Origin of the sequence: Pectobacterium jejuense (genome assembly GCF_026800125.1) — a bacterium.
Classification (GTDB): Bacteria; Pseudomonadota; Gammaproteobacteria; order Enterobacterales; family Enterobacteriaceae; genus Pectobacterium; species Pectobacterium jejuense.
Genome location: NZ_JAPQKX010000020.1, coordinates 1 through 18,528, shown reverse-complemented (window position 1 = coordinate 18,528; position 18,528 = coordinate 1). Strand labels below are relative to the sequence as shown.

The following is an 18,528-nucleotide window of genomic DNA, read 5'->3' as shown; positions in this document are numbered from 1 at the left end:
ATCAGCCATAAAAAAACCCCGACCATCATAGTCGGGGTTTCTGTTATTTACCGCATGATAGCGCAGCGCACAAAGACTTATTCGTCGTCGCTGCTACCAAAGCCTGCGTTCAACAGTTCAGCCAGGTTAGCAGAAGCTTCATCGGCACTCACCTGAGGCACGACTGGCGCTTCACCCGCCTGACGGCGGCGCATACGATCCTGATGGTACGCATAACCTGTACCCGCTGGGATCAGACGACCTACGATAACGTTCTCTTTCAGGCCACGCAGTTCATCACGTTTACCCGCAACAGCGGCTTCGGTCAGTACGCGAGTGGTTTCCTGGAACGATGCCGCAGAAATGAAGGACTCGGTCGCCAGAGATGCTTTGGTGATACCCAGCAGATCGCGGCTGTATGTTGCCGTGATCTTGCCATCCGCTTCCAACTGACGGTTGGCAATTTTGATGCGAGACACTTCAGCCTGTTCGCCTTCCAGGAACTCCGTGCTGCCCGCGCTAACGATGGTGCCTTTACGCAACATCTGACGAACGATAACTTCGATGTGTTTATCGTTAATCTTAACGCCTTGCAGACGGTAAACTTCCTGAACTTCGTTGGTGATATAACGCGTTACTGCATGTACACCACGCAGACGCAGGATATCGTGCGGAGACTCTGGGCCGTCGGAAACAACGTCACCACGTTCCACCACTTCACCTTCGAACACGTTGAGCTGACGCCATTTCGGAATCATCTCTTCGTAAGCATCGCTGCCATCCAACGGAGAAATTACCAGACGGCGTTTACCTTTGGTTTCTTTACCGAAGGAAATGATACCGCTGATTTCTGCCAGAATAGCTGGCTCTTTCGGACGACGAGCTTCGAACAGGTCGGCTACGCGTGGCAGACCACCGGTAATATCCTTGGTACCGCCGGATTCCTGAGGAATACGCGCCAAAGTATCACCGCCGCTGATTTTCACGCCGTCTTCCAACTGCACGATCGCTTTACCCGGCAGGAAGTACTGAGCAGGCATATCCGTACCTGGAATCAGTACATCTTCGCCTTTGTCATCAACGATTTTCAGTGCCGGACGCAGGTCTTTACCGCTACCGGTACGCTCTGCACTATCCAGAACCACGATAGAGGACAAACCAGTCAGTTCGTCGGTTTGACGAGTAATCGTCTGGCCATCAATCATGTCGGTGAAGCGAATGTTACCGCTCACTTCGGTGATAACTGGCATGGTATGCGGGTCCCAGTTAGCTACGGTTTCGCCACCGCTAACTTCTGCACCATCGCCTTTCGCCATTGCCGCACCGTAAGGCACTTTATAGCTTTCTTTCGTACGTCCGAATTCGTCGATCAGTTTCAGTTCGGTATTACGTGAAGTAATAACCAGTTTACCGTTGCTGTTCACAACGAACTTCGCGTTGCTCAGTTTCAGGCTACCTTTGTTTTTCACCTGAATGCTGGACTCAGCTGCCGCACGCGATGCCGCACCACCGATGTGGAACGTACGCATGGTTAACTGTGTACCTGGTTCACCGATGGACTGTGCCGCGATAACCCCGATGGCCTCACCTTTGTTGATGATATGACCACGAGCCAGGTCGCGACCGTAGCAGTTGGCGCACACGCCAAAGTCGGTTTCGCAGCTTACGACTGAACGTACTTTAACGGCGTCAACGGAGTTCTCTTCCAACATGTCACACCACTGCTCATTCAGCAGCGTGTTACGTGGAACCAGAATGTCCGCTGTGCCCGGTTTGATCACGTCTTCAGCCGTTACACGACCCAGTACGCGCTCACGCAGTGGCTCTTTAACATCACCACCCTCGATAACCGGCGTCATCATGATACCTTCGTGGGTACCACAATCGTCTTCGGTCACAACCAGATCCTGCGCAACGTCAACCAGACGACGAGTCAGATAACCGGAGTTCGCTGTTTTCAGTGCGGTATCCGCCAGACCTTTACGCGCACCGTGCGTTGAGATGAAGTACTGGAGTACGTTCAAACCTTCACGGAAGTTTGCGGTAATTGGCGTCTCGATGATCGAACCATCTGGTTTCGCCATCAGACCACGCATACCCGCCAACTGACGAATCTGTGCCGCAGAACCACGCGCACCGGAGTCGGCCATCATAAAGATACTGTTGAAAGAAACCTGCTGCTCAACCACGCCATCACGGTTAACCACATCCTCAACGGACAGGTTTTCCATCATCGCTTTCGCAACACGTTCGTTCGCCGCCGCCCAAATATCGATCACTTTGTTATAGCGTTCGCCCGCGGTAACCAGACCAGACTGGAACTGCTCCTGAATCTCGGCAACTTCGGTTTCGGCTTCTTCGATAATCTCGGCTTTTTTCTCCGGGATAACCATGTCATCGATACCTACGGAAGCACCAGAGCGCGCCGCGTAAGCAAAACCGGTGTACATAGTCTGGTCAGCGAAGATAACTGTCGGTTTCAGACCCAAAATGCGGTAACAGGTGTTCAGCATTTTGGAGATCGCTTTCTTGCCCAGAGGCTGGTTAACGATCGAGTACGGCAGACCTTTCGGTACGATCATCCACAGGATGGCGCGACCGATAGTCGTATCAATAATCGACGTCTGATGCGTAACATCGCCTTCGATGCTCTTGATCTCTTCTGTGATACGCACTTTAACGCGCGCATGCAGAGAGGCCAGACCGGCGCGATAAACGCGTTCAGCTTCTTTCGGACCCGTGAGCACCATGCCTTCGCCTTTGGCGTTAACACAGTCACGCGTCATGTAATACAGACCCAATACCACGTCCTGAGAAGGAACGATGATTGGCTCACCATTCGCAGGGGACAGGATGTTGTTGGTCGACATCATCAACGCACGCGCTTCCAGCTGGGCTTCCAGCGTCAACGGTACGTGTACAGCCATCTGGTCACCGTCGAAGTCGGCGTTATAGGCCGCACAAACCAGCGGGTGCAGCTGGATCGCTTTACCTTCGATCAGTACCGGTTCAAATGCCTGGATACCCAAACGGTGCAGTGTTGGTGCACGGTTCAGCAGTACCGGGTGTTCGCGGATAACTTCGTCCAGGATATCCCATACGACAGCTTCTTCGCGCTCAACCATTTTCTTGGCTGCTTTAATGGTGGTAGCAAGACCACGCAGTTCCAGCTTGCCGTAGATGAACGGTTTGAACAGCTCCAGTGCCATTTTCTTCGGCAGACCACACTGGTGCAGACGCAGGTATGGACCAACGGTGATAACGGAACGACCGGAGTAGTCAACACGCTTACCGAGCAGGTTCTGACGGAAACGACCCTGTTTACCTTTGATCATGTCGGCCAAAGATTTCAGAGGACGTTTGTTAGAACCGGTGATCGCACGACCGCGACGGCCGTTATCCAGCAGGGCATCAACCGCTTCCTGCAACATACGTTTTTCGTTACGTACGATGATGTCTGGCGCAGCCAGATCCAGCAGACGTTTCAAACGGTTGTTACGGTTGATCACGCGACGATACAGATCGTTCAGGTCGGAAGTCGCAAAACGACCACCATCCAGCGGAACCAACGGACGCAGATCTGGCGGCAGTACCGGCAGAACGGTCAGGATCATCCACTCTGGCTTGTTACCAGACTGTACGAACGCTTCCAGCAGCTTAATACGCTTCGTCAGCTTCTTACGTTTGGTTTCGGAGTTGGTTTCGGTCAGCTCTTCACGCAGCTGCTCGCATTCCTGCTCCAGATCCATATTCTTCAGCAGAGCCTGGATCGCTTCAGCGCCCATTTTCGCGTCGAATTCATCACCAAACTCTTCCAGCGCATCCAGATACTGCTCTTCAGTCAGGATCTGACGGCGCTCAAGGTTGGTCATGCCGCCTTCAACCACGACATAAGATTCAAAATAAAGCACGCGTTCGATATCACGCAGCGGCATATCCAGCAGCAAACCGATACGGGAAGGCAGTGACTTCAGGAACCAGATGTGCGCAGTCGGAGAAGCCAGCTCGATGTGGCCCATACGCTCACGGCGCACTTTAGTCTGGGTCACTTCAACGCCGCACTTCTCACAAATAACACCGCGGTGTTTCAGGCGCTTATACTTACCGCACAAGCACTCATAATCTTTTACCGGCCCAAAGATACGGGCGCAGAAAAGGCCGTCACGTTCAGGTTTGAACGTACGGTAGTTAATGGTTTCTGGCTTTTTAACTTCACCAAAAGACCACGAACGGATCATGTCTGGCGAGGCCAGAGCAATTTTGATCGCATCAAACTCTTCGGTTTTAGTTTGCGCTTTCAGAAACTTTAATAAGTCTTTCACGGATTGGCTCCTGTCGGAGTTAGACCTGATAGACACCTGAACCATGCCGTTAAAAACACAATTCAGGTGTCCCTATGACGAATGCCAGCAATACAACGAGCTGGGATTACTCTTCTTCCAGCTCGATGTTGATACCCAGCGAGCGGATTTCTTTCAACAATACGTTGAAGGATTCCGGCATGCCTGGTTCCATCTGATGATTGCCATCCACGATGTTTTTATACATCTTGGTACGGCCGTTCACGTCATCAGACTTAACGGTCAACATTTCTTGCAGGGTATAAGCTGCACCATAAGCTTCCAGCGCCCACACTTCCATCTCACCGAAGCGTTGACCACCGAACTGCGCCTTACCACCCAGCGGCTGCTGAGTAACCAGGCTATAAGAACCGGTGGAACGGGCATGCATCTTATCGTCAACCAAGTGGTTCAGTTTCAGCATGTACATGTAGCCCACTGTAACCTGACGCTCAAATTGCTCACCGGTACGTCCATCGTACAGGGTAATCTGACCGGAGGTAGGGATACCGCCCATCTGCAACAGTTCCTTGATTTCTTTCTCTTTTGCACCGTCGAATACCGGCGTTGCAATTGGCATACCTTTTTTCAGGTTTTCAGCCAGACGCATCACTTCTTCGTCTGAGAAAGTGCTCAGGTCGACTTTTTGACGCACATCGTCGCCCAGGTCATAGGCTCTCTGGATGAACTCACGCAGTTTAGTCACTTCTTCGTGCTGCTTGAGCATGGCGTTGATTTTCTCGCCTATGCCTTTTGCAGCCATACCCAGGTGGGTTTCCAGAATCTGACCAATGTTCATACGTGAAGGTACGCCCAGCGGGTTCAGTACGATATCGACCGGCGTACCGTTCTCATCGTAAGGCATATCTTCGATCGGGTTGATCTTGGAGATAACACCTTTGTTCCCGTGACGACCTGCCATCTTGTCACCCGGTTGGATCTGACGTTTAACGGCCAGATAAACCTTAACGATTTTCAGCACGCCTGGTGCCAGATCATCGCCTTGGGTGATTTTACGGCGCTTAGCTTCGAGTTTTTTCTCAAACTCGTGCTTCAGCTCATCATACTGTTCTGCCAGCTGTTCCAACTGATTCTGTTTATCTTCATCAGTCAGACCCAGTTCCAACCAGCGCTCGCGCGGCAGTTTGTCCAGTTTGTCAGCTTCTACGCCGCCGGAAACCAGCACAGCGTGGATACGTGCAAACAGGCCCGCTTCCAGAATCTGCAATTCTTCAGTCAGGTCTTTCTTCGCCTGCTTCAGCTGCATTTCTTCGATTTCCAACGCACGTTTGTCTTTTTCCACGCCATCGCGGGTAAAGACCTGTACGTCGATAATCGTACCGGAAACACCGTTTGGTACACGCAGAGAAGAGTCTTTAACGTCAGACGCTTTCTCACCGAAGATCGCACGCAGCAGTTTCTCTTCTGGCGTCAGCTGGGTTTCACCTTTCGGCGTTACCTTACCAACCAGAATGTCACCACCGGTCACTTCAGCACCGATATAAACAATGCCGGATTCATCCAGTTTAGAAAGTGCTGCTTCACCCACGTTCGGGATGTCCGCAGTAATTTCTTCAGGCCCCAACTTGGTGTCACGAGACACACAGGCCAGTTCCTGAATGTGGATGGTCGTAAAGCGATCTTCCTGAACCACACGCTCGGAAACGAGGATGGAGTCTTCGAAGTTGTAACCATTCCATGGCATGAATGCCACGCGCATGTTCTGACCCAGCGCCAGTTCACCCAGATCGGTGGACGGGCCATCTGCCAGAACGTCACCACGTTCTACCGGCTCACCTAGAGACACACATGGCATCTGGCTGATGCAGGTGTTCTGGTTCGAACGGGTATATTTGGTCAGGTTATAGATGTCGATCCCGGCTTCGCCCGGATACATTTCATCGTCATTAACGCGGATTACAATACGGGATGCATCCACGTACTGTACTGTACCACCACGTTTGGCTACGGCAGTTACACCGGAGTCAACTGCAACAGCACGTTCCATACCAGTACCAACCAGCGGCTTATCAGCGCGCAGAGTCGGAACGGCCTGACGTTGCATGTTCGCACCCATCAGGGCACGGTTGGCGTCATCGTGTTCCAGGAACGGAATCAGGGATGCACCGACGGAAACCACCTGCTGTGTGGAAACGTCCATGTATTCAACCTGATCGCGGCTGAACAAGCTGGACTCGCCTTTGTTACGGCAGGTAACCAGTTCGTCGATGAAGCGGCCTTCTTCGTCCAAATTGGTGTTCGCCTGTGCGATAACGAAGTTACCTTCTTCAATCGCAGACAGGTAATGGATCTCATCCGTCACCACGTTGTCACGCACGCGACGATACGGGGTTTCAAGGAAACCGTATTCGTTCGTTTGCGCATAAACGGACAGGGAGTTGATCAGACCGATGTTCGGACCTTCCGGCGTTTCGATAGGACAAACGCGGCCGTAGTGAGTCGGGTGTACGTCACGAACTTCAAAGCCAGCACGTTCACGCGTCAGACCGCCTGGACCCAATGCAGAGATACGACGTTTGTGCGTAATCTCGGACAGCGGGTTGTTCTGGTCCATAAACTGTGACAGCTGACTTGAGCCGAAGAACTCTTTAACGGCAGCCGAAATCGGCTTGGCGTTGATCATGTCCTGTGGCATCAGCGTATCAAGGTCGCCCAGAGACAGACGCTCTTTTACAGCACGTTCTACACGCACCAGACCAACGCGGAATTGGTTTTCTGCCATTTCGCCGACGGAACGGATACGACGGTTGCCGAGGTGGTCGATATCATCCACTTCGCCTTTACCGTTACGGATATCAATGAGCTTCTTCATCACTTCGATGATGTCATCTTTGCTCAGGATACCGGAACCTTCGATCTCATCACGTAGCAGAGAACGGTTGAACTTCATACGACCAACCGCAGACAGATCGTAGCGGTCTTCAGAGAAGAACAGGTTCTCAAACAGCGTTTCTGCTGCTTCACGCGTTGGTGGCTCACCAGGACGCATCATGCGATAGATTTCAACCAATGCACTCAGGCGATCGTTTGACGGATCGACGCGCACGGTTTCAGACATGTATGCACCGTGATCGAGATCGTTGGTGAACAGAGTCTCAATACGTTTGTGACCAGACTGGCTCAGTTTAGCCAGCAGATCCAGCGACAGCTCCATGTTGGCTGCGCCGATCAGTTCACCGGTGCTCTCGTCGATATAATCTTTGGACAGTACTTTGCCAGCGATATATTCAACAGGCACTTCAATGCGCTCAATGCCGTCTTTCTCTAACTGACGGATATGACGCGCAGTGATGCGGCGACCTTTTTCGATATAAACTTTACCGTTCGCTTCGATATCAAACGATGCGGTTTCACCACGCAGGCGCTCAGGAACCAGATCCATCTGCAATTTATTGCCATTGATTTCATAGACAATTTTGTCGAAGAAAAGATCGAGAATCTGTTCGGTGGAATAACCCAGCGCGCGCAGGATAATGGTCGCAGGCAATTTGCGACGACGGTCGATACGGACAAACAGGTTATCCTTCGGATCAAACTCGAAATCCAGCCAGGAACCACGGTAAGGAATAATACGTGCGTTATACAGCACCTTACCTGAAGAGTGGGTTTTACCTTTGTCGCTATCGAAGAACACACCTGGACTACGGTGCAACTGAGACACGATTACGCGCTCAGTACCGTTGATCACGAAGGTACCGTTATCGGTCATGAGCGGAATTTCGCCCATGTAAACTTCTTGTTCTTTGATGTCTTTAACGGTGCCTTCAGGCGCTTCGCGCTCGTAGATCACCAGGCGCAGTTTTACGCGTAGCGGCGCAGAGAACGTCACACCACGGATCTGACATTCTTTAACGTCAAATACTGGCTCGCCCAAGCGATAGCTAACGTATTGCAGCTCTGAATTACCGCTATAGCTTTTTATAGGGAAAACAGAACGGAATGCAGCTTCCAAACCGTACTGACCTTCCGGGTCTTGCTCGATAAACTTCTGGAACGAGTCAAGTTGGATAGAAAGGAGATAAGGTATGTCCAAAACCTGTGGACGTTTACCAAAATCCTTACGAATGCGTTTTTTCTCGGTATAGGAGTAAACCATAGGGTTCCTCAGCTAGCTGACAAGTCGAACCACTCTGTCTGCCCTAACAAGGACAGTTCATGCAACACTATTTATGTTGGTCGGAAAATAGAGAACTTTCCGTAATACGTCTTTCTATTACTCTTAAACCATTTCGTTGCTCTTGCTTAGGCATGGAGCCCATGCAGGAAAGCAGTATATTAAGTCGTCAATAGAAAAAAATATTGGGAGAAATCAATGGCTAAACAGTGTGAAACCCCATTGATGCCCTACAGCGCAAAAAGGCTGGTGACTAAAAAGTCACCAGCCATCAGCCTAATAAATCAGGCTGCAACCTGAAAGGTTGGCTTATTTAACTTCAACTTCTGCGCCAGCTTCTTCCAGTGATTTTTTCAGTGCTTCAGCGTCATCTTTGCTCACGCCTTCTTTCAGAACTGCAGGTGCAGATTCAACCAGATCTTTGGCTTCTTTCAGGCCCAGACCAGTTGCGCCGCGAACAGCTTTGATTACAGCAACTTTGTTAGCGCCGATAGCTTTCAGCACAACGTCGAACTCAGTTTTTTCTTCAGCAACTTCAGCTGGGCCAGCAGCAACAGCTACAGCAGCAGCAGCAGAAACACCGAATTTTTCTTCCATAGCAGAAACCAGCTCAACAACATCCATTACAGACATAGCTGCTACTGCTTCCAGAATTTGATCTTTAGTGATAGACATAACAATTGTTCCTAAGAATCAGAAATAGTTTATACGTTAGCAAGTACGTTAGAAAAGAAAGCGCTATTACGCAGCTTCTTTTGCATCGCGAACAGCAGCCAGAGTGCGGACCAGTTTGCCTGCAGCGGCTTCTTTCATGGTCGACATCAGACGTGCCAGTGCTTCTTCGTAAGTCGGCAGCGTTGCCAGACGGTCAATTTGAGCCGCCGGGATCAGCTCACCTTCAAAGGCTGCAGCTTTGACCTCGAATTTTGCATTCGCTTTCGCGAACTCTTTGAACAAACGAGCAGCAGCGCCCGGGTGTTCCAGAGAATATGCAATCAGGGTCGGACCGACAAACGTGTCTTTCAGGCACTCAAATTGAGTACCTTCAACAACGCGGCGCAGCAGGGTGTTACGAACAACACGCATGTAAACGCCAGCTTCACGCGCTGCTTTACGCAGTTCGGTCATTTTATCAACGGTAACGCCACGGGAATCCGCAACAACCGCAGACAGCGCACCTTTGGCTACTTCGCTGACTTCAGCAACAATCGCTTGTTTGTCTTGAAGATTTAATGCCATTAGCTTTTGCTCCTGGATTTAGCCGGAGAAACTCTCCGGAACTCACTTCACTTATCGCCAAAATTAGAGATAAGCGTTGAAACACGGTGAGCAGAATCCAGTAAAAATTATTCTTTATAAAAAAGAAAAACGTTATTTAGGCTCTGTCACCGTCTACGCAGGGAATTAAGTTTCTTACGAAACACCTGCGGTCTTGGACGGAGGCCTGGATAGGCCAGGCTCCAACCGAAAATTCTTGCGTCATTCCACTTGAGGAACAGCGGGCGTAAAATTATAGGTAAATCTCACACCCGAGTAAAGCGGAACAAAAGCTATTAGTTAGCAGCAGCGTTCAGACCGCTCTGGTCGATGGCAACGCCAGCGCCCATAGTGGTAGACAAACTAACTTTCTTGATGTACACGCCTTTCGCCTGAGATGGTTTTGCTTTTTTCAGCGCAATCAACAGAGACTCTAGGTTTTCTTTCAATTTGTTAGAATCGAAATCAACCTTACCGATAGTGGTATGGATGATGCCGTTCTTGTCGTTACGGTAACGAACCTGACCAGCTTTAGCATTGTTAACCGCTTCAGCAACGTTAGGAGTTACAGTACCCACTTTCGGGTTTGGCATAAGGCCACGTGGACCCAGAACCTGGCCCAATTGGCCAACAACGCGCATTGCATCTGGAGATGCAATAACAACGTCAAAGCCCATTTCGCCTTTCTTGATCTGATCAGCCAGATCTTCCATGCCCACGAATTCAGCACCAGCGGCTTTAGCAGCTTCAGCGTTTGCACCTTGGGTGAAGACAGCGACGCGAACAGAACGACCGGTGCCGTGAGGCAGAACGGTTGCACCGCGAACGTTTTGGTCAGATTTACGTGCATCGATGCCGAGGTTAACAGCTACGTCTACACTTTCTACGAACTTAGCAGTGGCCAGCTCTTTGAGCAGAGCAACAGCTTCGTTGATGTCATACTGTTTAGTTACATCAACTTTGTCACGGATCACGCGCATGCGCTTGGTCAGCTTAGCCATTTATTAATCCTCCACTACCAGGCCCATGGAACGAGCGGTACCTGCGATAGAGCGCGCCATGGCGTCTACATCAGAACCAGTCATGTCCGCAGCTTTAGTTTCTGCGATTTCACGAACCTGAGCGCTCGTTACTTTACCTACTTTGTCTTTGTTCGGCTTGCCGGAACCAGACTTGATACCAGCTGCTTTCTTCAGCAGAACAGCTGCTGGAGGCGTTTTGGTAACGAAGGTGAAAGAACGGTCAGAATAAACGGTAATAACAACCGGAGTCGGCAGACCCTTCTCAAGGCTTTCAGTTTTAGCATTGAATGCCTTACAGAATTCCATGATGTTAACACCTTGCTGACCCAGAGCCGGACCTACCGGTGGGCTCGGGTTAGCCATACCAGCTGCAACTTGCAGCTTGACGTAGGCTTGTACTTTCTTGGCCATTTAACTTTCCTCGATTGGGTAATAGCGCCTAGTAAAAGGCTCCCCGTGGTTTGTATTACGTTTCAGTCGCCGTTAAGGCCACTGAAAAACAAAAGGCGCGAAATTATAGGTTAATTTCGCGCCATAGGCAAGTCGCTATTTTCAGCAAATCTTATCAGGCAATTAGCCTTTTTCGACCTGAGCAAAGTCCAGTTCAACAGGCGTCGCACGACCAAATATAGAAACAGACACCTTCAGGCGGCTCTTCTCATAGTCTACTTCTTCAACAACACCGTTAAAGTCGGCAAATGGACCATCGTTGACACGAACCATTTCACCCGGTTCAAACAGCGTTTTCGGACGAGGCTTGTCACCAACCTGCTGGAGACGATTCATAATCGCATCCACTTCTTTGTCACTGATTGGAGCAGGACGGTCAGATGTGCCGCCAATGAACCCCATCACACGAGGTACGCTGCGTACAAGATGCCAACTCGCATCTTCCATTACCATCTGTACTAAAACATAACCAGGGAAAAACTTGCGTTCGCTCTTGCGACGCTGGCCACCACGGATCTCAACCACTTCTTCAGTCGGAACCATGACTTCGCCAAACAGCTCTTCCATATTATGGAGTTTGATATGTTCACGCAGAGATTGTGCTACGCGACCTTCAAAACCAGAAAACGCCTGAACGACGTACCAACGTTTTTTTGGAGCTTCAGACATCTTAGAACCTCAGGCCAGTGATAAACGATACCAGACGGACCAGAATACCATCCAGTCCCCACAAAATCAGTGACATCACGGCAGTCACCGCGGCAACGATTAACGTGGTGTGTAACGTTTCCTGACGAGTCGGCCAAATTACTTTGCGCACTTCGGTACGCGCTTCGCGAGCAAACGCTACGGTTGCTTTGCCTTTTGTGGTCAGCAGTGCCACACCACCGGCTGCGGCGATCAGGATAACAACGGCCAATGCACGCAGAGGAAGACTAAATTCGCGGTAATAATAATTGCCAACAATCGCAACAACCAGCAAGGCACCTACTACTAGCCACTTAATCACTTCCAGGCCACGCCCACTATCCTGAGCTTCGGTATTCGCACTCATAAACCAACCTGTCACAATGATTCAGACAAATAACTTTGCCCCGCAACCACGGGGCAACCAAACCGAAAGATGTTCTGTAAAACGAATAATTCGGTATTTACGCCGTATCTACAGAGCCTATCTCACCAATGATTATATCTCACAATCGCTGATGAGATAGGTTCTACCATGACAGCGTAGAAAAAGGGCATCAAATGATGCCCTTTTATCGCGTGTCGCGTCAAATGTTATCAGCGATTAAGCGATAACTTTAGCAACAACGCCCGCGCCTACTGTACGGCCGCCTTCACGGATTGCGAAACGCAAACCGTCGTCCATCGCGATTGGGTGGATCAGGGTAACAACCATTTTGATGTTGTCGCCCGGCATTACCATCTCTACGCCTTCTGGCAGTTCGATGGTGCCCGTTACGTCAGTTGTACGGAAGTAGAACTGAGGACGGTAGCCTTTGAAGAACGGGGTATGACGGCCGCCTTCATCTTTGCTCAGGATATACACTTCGGATTCGAACTGAGTGTGTGGCTTGATTGAACCCGGCTTAGCCAGTACCTGGCCACGCTCGATTTCTTCACGCTTGATACCACGCAGCAGAACACCAACGTTCTCGCCTGCGCGACCTTCGTCCAGCAGTTTGCGGAACATTTCTACGCCGGTACAGGTAGATTTCGCAGTATCTTTGATACCAACGATTTCAACTTCTTCACCGACTTTAACGATACCGCGCTCTACACGACCGGTAACAACGGTACCACGGCCGGAGATGGAGAATACGTCTTCGATTGGCAGCAGGAACGGCTTGTCAATCGCACGCTCTGGTTCTGGGATGTAAGAATCCAGGTGCTCTGCCAGTTCGATGATTTTTGCTTCCCACTCAGCTTCGCCTTCCAGCGCTTTCAGAGCAGAACCACGAACCACTGGGGTGTCGTCGCCTGGGAAGTCGTACTGAGACAGCAGCTCACGCACTTCCATCTCAACCAGTTCCAGCAGCTCTTCGTCATCAACCATGTCACATTTGTTCAGGAACACGATGATGAAAGGAACGCCAACCTGACGACCCAGCAGGATGTGCTCACGAGTCTGAGGCATTGGGCCGTCAGTCGCAGCAACAACCAGGATCGCACCGTCCATCTGGGCAGCACCGGTGATCATGTTTTTCACATAGTCGGCGTGTCCTGGGCAGTCAACGTGCGCGTAGTGGCGAGTTGGGGTATCGTATTCAACGTGAGACGTGTTGATGGTGATACCACGTGCTTTTTCTTCCGGTGCGTTATCGATCTGGTCGAATGCACGCGCGTTACCACCGTAGGTTTTAGCCAGAACGGTAGTGATTGCAGCGGTCAGCGTTGTTTTACCATGGTCAACGTGGCCGATAGTACCGACGTTAACGTGCGGTTTTGTACGTTCAAATTTTTCTTTAGACATCGATTGTCCCTCTAAGACACGGATAAATCGGTGGTATCACCACATCAACCAAGCGATAGCTTGCTGAATTTATTCACAGAAAGAAAATCAGGAGGAGGAAAAGGAAGTGGTGCTGATAGGCAGATTCGAACTGCCGACCTCACCCTTACCAAGGGTGCGCTCTACCAACTGAGCTATATCAGCACATCTTGGAGCGGGCAGTGGGAATCGAACCCACATCATCAGCTTGGAAGGCTGAGGTAATAGCCATTATACGATGCCCGCATCCTGGAACTCGGCTACCTAATTTTTCTGTAGATTTTGAAGTTGAGGAATAAGATTTTATAGACCCCGCCTTCGTCGATCCGGCTTAGTCTTACTACCGTATCGAATATCCTGTTTCCAGGATTGAATTTGGTGGTGGGGGAAGGATTCGAACCTTCGAAGTCTGTGACGGCAGATTTACAGTCTGCTCCCTTTGGCCGCTCGGGAACCCCACCTGATTGTGTACTTGATGGTGCCGGCTACCGGAATCGAACTGGTGACCTACTGATTACAAGTCAGTTGCTCTACCTACTGAGCTAAGCCGGCTTCAAGTGCTGCGCATTCTAGGTAGACAGAACGCTCGATGCAACAAAAAAATTGCGTAAAATGCGCTATCGCTTAGATTTTATCCAAATTAAGCTATAAATCTAGAGTAACAGTAAGAATTAGCGCAAAGAACCACCAACTCTATCCAACAAAGTGGTGATTTCACCATCAACCGTCCTCTTGTTTCTCTTGCACCAAAAATACAATTTTGCCCTTTAGAAGAGCAGTCGCTGCACTGACTGATGCTATTTTGCTCGCTTTTCTAAGAGAATAGACCTGGAATGCATTTTGCTTGGTTAAGAATAAATTTCTGTCGAAGGGAAAAAATACGATGAAAACCGTTCAACTCAATGCAGCAACCTTACCTGTCTATCGTGAGGAACTGGCTAATCTATTGATAGATGCTGTAGAAAAAGGCGCTTCTGTTGGATACCATTCGCCACTGTCCCACCAAGAAGCCACAAAATATTTTCATAGTTTGCAAACATCCGTTTCCAACGGTGAACGTATGATATGGGTCGCGCGCGATGAGGAGGGTATCGTCGGAAGCGTACAGCTCGAGTTGTGTCAAAAACCAAACGGGAAAAACAGAGCTGAAATTCAAAAATTATTGGTTCATAGCCGCATAAGAAGAGCGGGAATAGGCCGACTACTCATTCAGCTATTGGAAAAGAGCGCACTTTTACAGCAGAGGGGCCTGCTCTACTTAGACACCCAAGCAGGTTCTCCCGCAGAAGCGTTCTATCGTGCCTTGGGTTATCGCCATCTGGGAGAATTGCCAGACTATGCTTGTACACCTGATGGCTATTACCATCCAACGGCGATCTATTATAAGCGCCTCTTTGCTGTGAATGGTTTAGGTAAAGCCATCGCTAGCTAGCAAGTACCCGATGCGTAAGCATAGAAGCATCGGGTACAGCACCGATTTTCTCTTCTTCTTTCTAGCAGCAAAGTGTTAACCTGCCCATTATCAAAAATTTATTACATAAGAGAAGGTGCCACGATCATCGCGTTGGCTAAACTAATAGCCCGTTTTCTTCGCTGGGCTGAGAGTCCCTTTTCTTACCTGTGAAGCAGGCAGAACACTACTTATGAGCAACAGAGAGCAATCCTTGGCCACGCCATATCTACAATTTAACCGCAGCCAATGGGCCGCCTTGCGCGATTCCGTCCCGTTAACGCTGACAGAGGAAGAAATCGTTAAGCTCAAAGGCATTAACGAAGACCTTTCACTAGACGAAGTCGCGGAAATTTATCTGCCGCTATCTCGCCTGCTCAATTTCTATATCAGTTCTAATTTACGCCGTCAGGCTGTGCTTGAGCAGTTTTTAGGAACCGATGGCCAAAAAATACCTTACATAATCGGTATCGCAGGTAGTGTCGCTGTAGGGAAAAGTACCACAGCCCGTGTGCTCCAAGCGTTATTAAGCCGCTGGCCAGAACACCGCAGCGTAGAACTTATAACAACCGATGGATTTCTTCATCCAAATAAGGTGCTAAAAGAACGCGACTTGATGAAGAAAAAAGGCTTTCCACAATCCTATGATATGCACAGCCTGGTAAAATTTGTTTCTGATATAAAGTCAGGTACGCACAAAGTCACAGCCCCGACTTATTCCCATCTAACATATGACATCGTCCCTAATAACAATAAAGTGTTGGAACAGCCTGATATTTTAATATTAGAAGGGTTGAATGTCTTACAAAGCGGAATGGACTATCCACATGATCCACATAGGGTTTTCGTTTCTGATTTTGTAGATTTCTCTATCTATGTGGATGCACCTGAAACTCTGTTACAGACATGGTATATAAATCGCTTTTTGAAGTTTAGGCAAGGCGCATTCTCAAATCCAAATTCATACTTTCATAATTATGCAAAATTGACGAAAGAAGAAGCCGTCAGCATTGCATCTCAATTATGGAAGGAGATTAATGGACTTAATCTAAAAGAAAATATCCTTCCCACCCGGGAGAGAGCTAGTCTTATTATGACTAAAAGCGCTAATCATGCCGTTGAATGTGTCCGATTAAGAAAGTGAAAATGAATGAATATGTAAAAGGGGGAATCCCCCCCTTTTTTATGCACCGCGCAGAGAAATTTCCCCACCAATATACGGCGTTATCAAACCATCATTTTCTAATAACAATGCACCCTGGCGATCGATTCCTCGGTCTATTCCATGTATTTCGCGATTACCGATAATCAAACGGATCGGACGATTAAAATAGTTATCCAACTTTTCCCATCTCGGGATAAATGGTTCAAGACCTTGTAGTTCAAAGACGGCCAAAGCGCTTCTTAATTCAGAGATAAGAGTCGAAGCGAGAGTATTACGATTAATCGCTATACCCGCCTCTTGTAAATTTATCCAGCCCTGGTTAATCGTATCGGGAGCAGGTTCTCTCATCTGTAAATTAATACCTGCGCCAATTACCAAATTAGCAGCATCACCCGTTTTCCCTGTCAGTTCGACAAGGATGCCAGCTAACTTTCTATCCTTCAGGTATAAATCATTAGGCCATTTGACTCGAACACCATCAGCACCAAGCTTATGCAGTACTTCAGCCATTACGATACCGATAACCAGACTAACCCCAACAGCTGCAGCTGGCCCCTGTTCCAGGCGCCAATATAGGGACAAATATAAATTCGCACCAAAGGGCGAAAACCATTGCCGCCCCCGACGACCACGCCCAGATTGCTGATATTCAGCAAGACATGCATCACCGGAGGATAAGGTGTCCAACCGGTCTAAAATATACTGATTAGTAGAATCAACGACAGGTAAAACTGTTACTCCACCTTCTGGTAGGTGCTTGAGGATAGCCTCCTCATCTAATAACTGCATAGGCGCAGGTAAAGAATAGCCCTTGCCCGTCACAGTAAAAACATCAATTCCCCAATCGCGTATAGTTTGAATATGTTTATTAATCGCAGCCCGACTCATCCCCATCATTTCGCCCAGTAACTCACCGGAATAAAACTCCCCATCAGAGAGGATTTTAATCAACTTAAGAGGAACTGTAATATCTTTCATGATAATACCTCGATGGCATTGACCTCTCCATGCGCAGCAATAAAGCGAACTTCAGGTTCCAGCTGTATGGAGAATTTTTCAGAAACCTGGTTACGGACGTAACGAGCTAATTCAACAATATCTGAACTTTTTGCATTATTTTTATTAATCAGAACTAATGCCTGTTTCTCGTGAACAGCGGCACCACCAAGCTGGAATCCTTTAAGGTTGCACTGATCAATTAACCATCCAGCTGCCAATTTAACGTTACCATCGGCTTGTAAATACTGAGGAGCATTCGGATACTCTCGTAAAATACGTTCAGCATGCTGTTGTGTTATTATTGGATTTTTGAAGAAGCTACCAGCATTACCTGTCACTACAGGATCTGGGAGTTTACTCCGACGCATATGACATACAGAATCAAATACCTGCTGTGGCGTCACAGTTTCAGGATTCAGTTTTGCCAAATCGCCGTAGTTAAGTACTGGGTTCCACTCTTTCTTTAAAAAGAACCCTACTGCGGTAATCGCAAACCCAGAGCGGTATTGATGCTTAAATATGCTTTCACGGTAATCGAACTGGCATTCCTCAGACGTAAAACGTATGACTTTACTTTCAGCCAGATCCAACACGTCAACATAATCACAAACATGCTGTAATTCGATACCGTACGCACCGATATTCTGTATCGGTGCGGAACCCACACATCCGGGAATTAATGCCAGATTTTCTAACCCAGCAATGCCACGCTTAAGCGTATATTCAACTAATTGATGCCAATTCTCACCTGCACCAACATGAAGATACCAGCCATCGCTTTCTTCTCGAATATCTATACCCTTGAGCCGATTTAGCAGAATGGTACCTAAAAAATCTTCAAGAAAAAGAACATTACTCCCTTCCCCTAGCAACAAAATCGGCTCTTGTGATGCGCTGGCGACGCGCCATCCTTCAATCAATTTCTCCTGAGTATCCGCAACCTTAATACAAGATGCGGAAACAGGTAATGAGAAAGAGTTATAAGACTTTAATGAAATAGCGCTCGACGCCATGATAGAAATACCTACTAATTCAGATATCACATAGTCTACCTGATCTACGCAAGATAGCGGCGGTCTTTCAACACGGGATACACGTAAAATAAGCACTCTGCAACGTGTGCATAGCAAAAAGCCCTCGTCTTTCGACGAGGGCTTTCTACTTATTTGATGCCTGGCAGTTCCCTACTCTCACATGGGGAAGCCCCACACTACCATCGGCGCTACGGCGTTTCACT

Annotated in this window: 13 protein-coding genes and 4 tRNA genes; 2 read left to right on the top strand and 15 right to left on the bottom strand. The window is 48.8% G+C overall.

Going from position 1 to position 18,528, the window contains the following annotated elements; translation table 11 throughout:
- Positions 1-77: 77 nt before the first annotated feature.
- The 13 genes from rpoC to NXT09_RS21770 form a co-directional block, all read right to left on the bottom strand.
- A complete protein-coding gene (gene rpoC / locus NXT09_RS21830) occupies positions 78-4,301 on the bottom strand; it encodes a DNA-directed RNA polymerase subunit beta' (RefSeq protein WP_205555306.1) in 4,224 nt (1,407 codons plus the stop codon).
- A gap of 106 nt (positions 4,302-4,407) precedes the next feature.
- Complete coding sequence (gene rpoB, locus NXT09_RS21825) at positions 4,408-8,436, bottom strand: DNA-directed RNA polymerase subunit beta (protein ID WP_039281880.1); 4,029 nt, start codon at positions 8,434-8,436, stop codon at positions 4,408-4,410.
- 327 nt (positions 8,437-8,763) lie between these two features.
- Complete coding sequence (gene rplL / locus NXT09_RS21820; protein ID WP_010285496.1) at positions 8,764-9,129, bottom strand: 50S ribosomal protein L7/L12; 366 nt, start codon at positions 9,127-9,129, stop codon at positions 8,764-8,766.
- 66 nt (positions 9,130-9,195) lie between these two features.
- The gene (gene rplJ / locus NXT09_RS21815; RefSeq protein WP_010285495.1) at positions 9,196-9,693 is read right to left on the bottom strand and encodes a 50S ribosomal protein L10; all 498 of its coding nucleotides are present in this window, start codon (positions 9,691-9,693) and stop codon (positions 9,196-9,198) included.
- Positions 9,694-10,007: 314 nt separating this feature from the next.
- Complete coding sequence (rplA, locus tag NXT09_RS21810; RefSeq protein ID WP_010285494.1) at positions 10,008-10,712, bottom strand: 50S ribosomal protein L1; 705 nt, start codon at positions 10,710-10,712, stop codon at positions 10,008-10,010.
- A gap of 3 nt (positions 10,713-10,715) precedes the next feature.
- A complete protein-coding gene (gene rplK, locus NXT09_RS21805; protein WP_005970337.1) occupies positions 10,716-11,144 on the bottom strand; it encodes a 50S ribosomal protein L11 in 429 nt (142 codons plus the stop codon).
- A gap of 162 nt (positions 11,145-11,306) precedes the next feature.
- Positions 11,307-11,852: a transcription termination/antitermination protein NusG gene (gene nusG, locus NXT09_RS21800; RefSeq protein ID WP_005970339.1), complete on the bottom strand. Its 546-nt coding sequence runs from the start codon at positions 11,850-11,852 to the stop codon at positions 11,307-11,309.
- Between the two features lies 1 nt (position 11,853).
- A complete protein-coding gene (secE, locus tag NXT09_RS21795; RefSeq protein WP_010285488.1) occupies positions 11,854-12,237 on the bottom strand; it encodes a preprotein translocase subunit SecE in 384 nt (127 codons plus the stop codon).
- A 237-nt stretch (positions 12,238-12,474) separates the two neighbouring features.
- Complete coding sequence (gene tuf / locus NXT09_RS21790) at positions 12,475-13,659, bottom strand: elongation factor Tu (protein WP_039518345.1); 1,185 nt, start codon at positions 13,657-13,659, stop codon at positions 12,475-12,477.
- 107 nt (positions 13,660-13,766) lie between these two features.
- Positions 13,767-13,842 (bottom strand) — tRNA-Thr (locus NXT09_RS21785).
- A gap of 6 nt (positions 13,843-13,848) precedes the next feature.
- A tRNA-Gly gene (locus NXT09_RS21780) sits at positions 13,849-13,923 on the bottom strand.
- A gap of 130 nt (positions 13,924-14,053) precedes the next feature.
- Positions 14,054-14,138, bottom strand: a tRNA-Tyr gene (locus NXT09_RS21775).
- Positions 14,139-14,153: 15 nt separating this feature from the next.
- A tRNA-Thr gene (locus NXT09_RS21770) sits at positions 14,154-14,229 on the bottom strand.
- Between the two features lie 331 nt (positions 14,230-14,560).
- On the opposite strand from NXT09_RS21770, the gene NXT09_RS21765 reads away from it, so the two are divergent.
- Both NXT09_RS21765 and coaA read left to right on the top strand, forming a co-directional pair.
- Entirely contained in the window at positions 14,561-15,109 is a 549-nt protein-coding gene (locus NXT09_RS21765; RefSeq protein ID WP_268581143.1) for a GNAT family N-acetyltransferase, read from the top strand.
- A gap of 211 nt (positions 15,110-15,320) precedes the next feature.
- Positions 15,321-16,271, top strand: coding sequence for a type I pantothenate kinase (gene coaA, locus NXT09_RS21760; RefSeq protein ID WP_268581142.1), 951 nt, complete (start codon positions 15,321-15,323; stop codon positions 16,269-16,271).
- A gap of 39 nt (positions 16,272-16,310) precedes the next feature.
- Here the strand turns inward: coaA and birA are convergent, their stop codons facing one another.
- The gene (gene birA / locus NXT09_RS21755; RefSeq protein ID WP_268581141.1) at positions 16,311-17,270 is read right to left on the bottom strand and encodes a bifunctional biotin--[acetyl-CoA-carboxylase] ligase/biotin operon repressor BirA; all 960 of its coding nucleotides are present in this window, start codon (positions 17,268-17,270) and stop codon (positions 16,311-16,313) included.
- Positions 17,267-18,304: a UDP-N-acetylmuramate dehydrogenase gene (gene murB / locus NXT09_RS21750; RefSeq protein WP_268581153.1), complete on the bottom strand. Its 1,038-nt coding sequence runs from the start codon at positions 18,302-18,304 to the stop codon at positions 17,267-17,269. The genes birA and murB overlap by 4 nt, the downstream gene beginning before the upstream one ends.
- Positions 18,305-18,528 lie beyond the last annotated feature (224 nt).

Bases quoted from the DNA above. Each gene is read 5' to 3' on its own strand.
- rplK (WP_005970337.1), bottom strand. From the start codon at position 11,144: ATGGCCAAGAAAGTACAAGCCTACGTCAAGCTGCAAGTTGCAGCTGGT.
- birA (WP_268581141.1), bottom strand. From the start codon at position 17,270: ATGAAAGATATTACAGTTCCTCTTAAGTTGATTAAAATCCTCTCTGAT.
- NXT09_RS21765 (WP_268581143.1), top strand. From the start codon at position 14,561: ATGAAAACCGTTCAACTCAATGCAGCAACCTTACCTGTCTATCGTGAG.
- murB (WP_268581153.1), bottom strand. From the start codon at position 18,304: ATGGCGTCGAGCGCTATTTCATTAAAGTCTTATAACTCTTTCTCATTA.
- coaA (WP_268581142.1), top strand. From the start codon at position 15,321: ATGAGCAACAGAGAGCAATCCTTGGCCACGCCATATCTACAATTTAAC.
- rplA (WP_010285494.1), bottom strand. From the start codon at position 10,712: ATGGCTAAGCTGACCAAGCGCATGCGCGTGATCCGTGACAAAGTTGAT.
- rpoB (WP_039281880.1), bottom strand. From the start codon at position 8,436: ATGGTTTACTCCTATACCGAGAAAAAACGCATTCGTAAGGATTTTGGT.
- rplL (WP_010285496.1), bottom strand. From the start codon at position 9,129: ATGTCTATCACTAAAGATCAAATTCTGGAAGCAGTAGCAGCTATGTCT.
- nusG (WP_005970339.1), bottom strand. From the start codon at position 11,852: ATGTCTGAAGCTCCAAAAAAACGTTGGTACGTCGTTCAGGCGTTTTCT.
- rplJ (WP_010285495.1), bottom strand. From the start codon at position 9,693: ATGGCATTAAATCTTCAAGACAAACAAGCGATTGTTGCTGAAGTCAGC.
- secE (WP_010285488.1), bottom strand. From the start codon at position 12,237: ATGAGTGCGAATACCGAAGCTCAGGATAGTGGGCGTGGCCTGGAAGTG.
- tuf (WP_039518345.1), bottom strand. From the start codon at position 13,659: ATGTCTAAAGAAAAATTTGAACGTACAAAACCGCACGTTAACGTCGGT.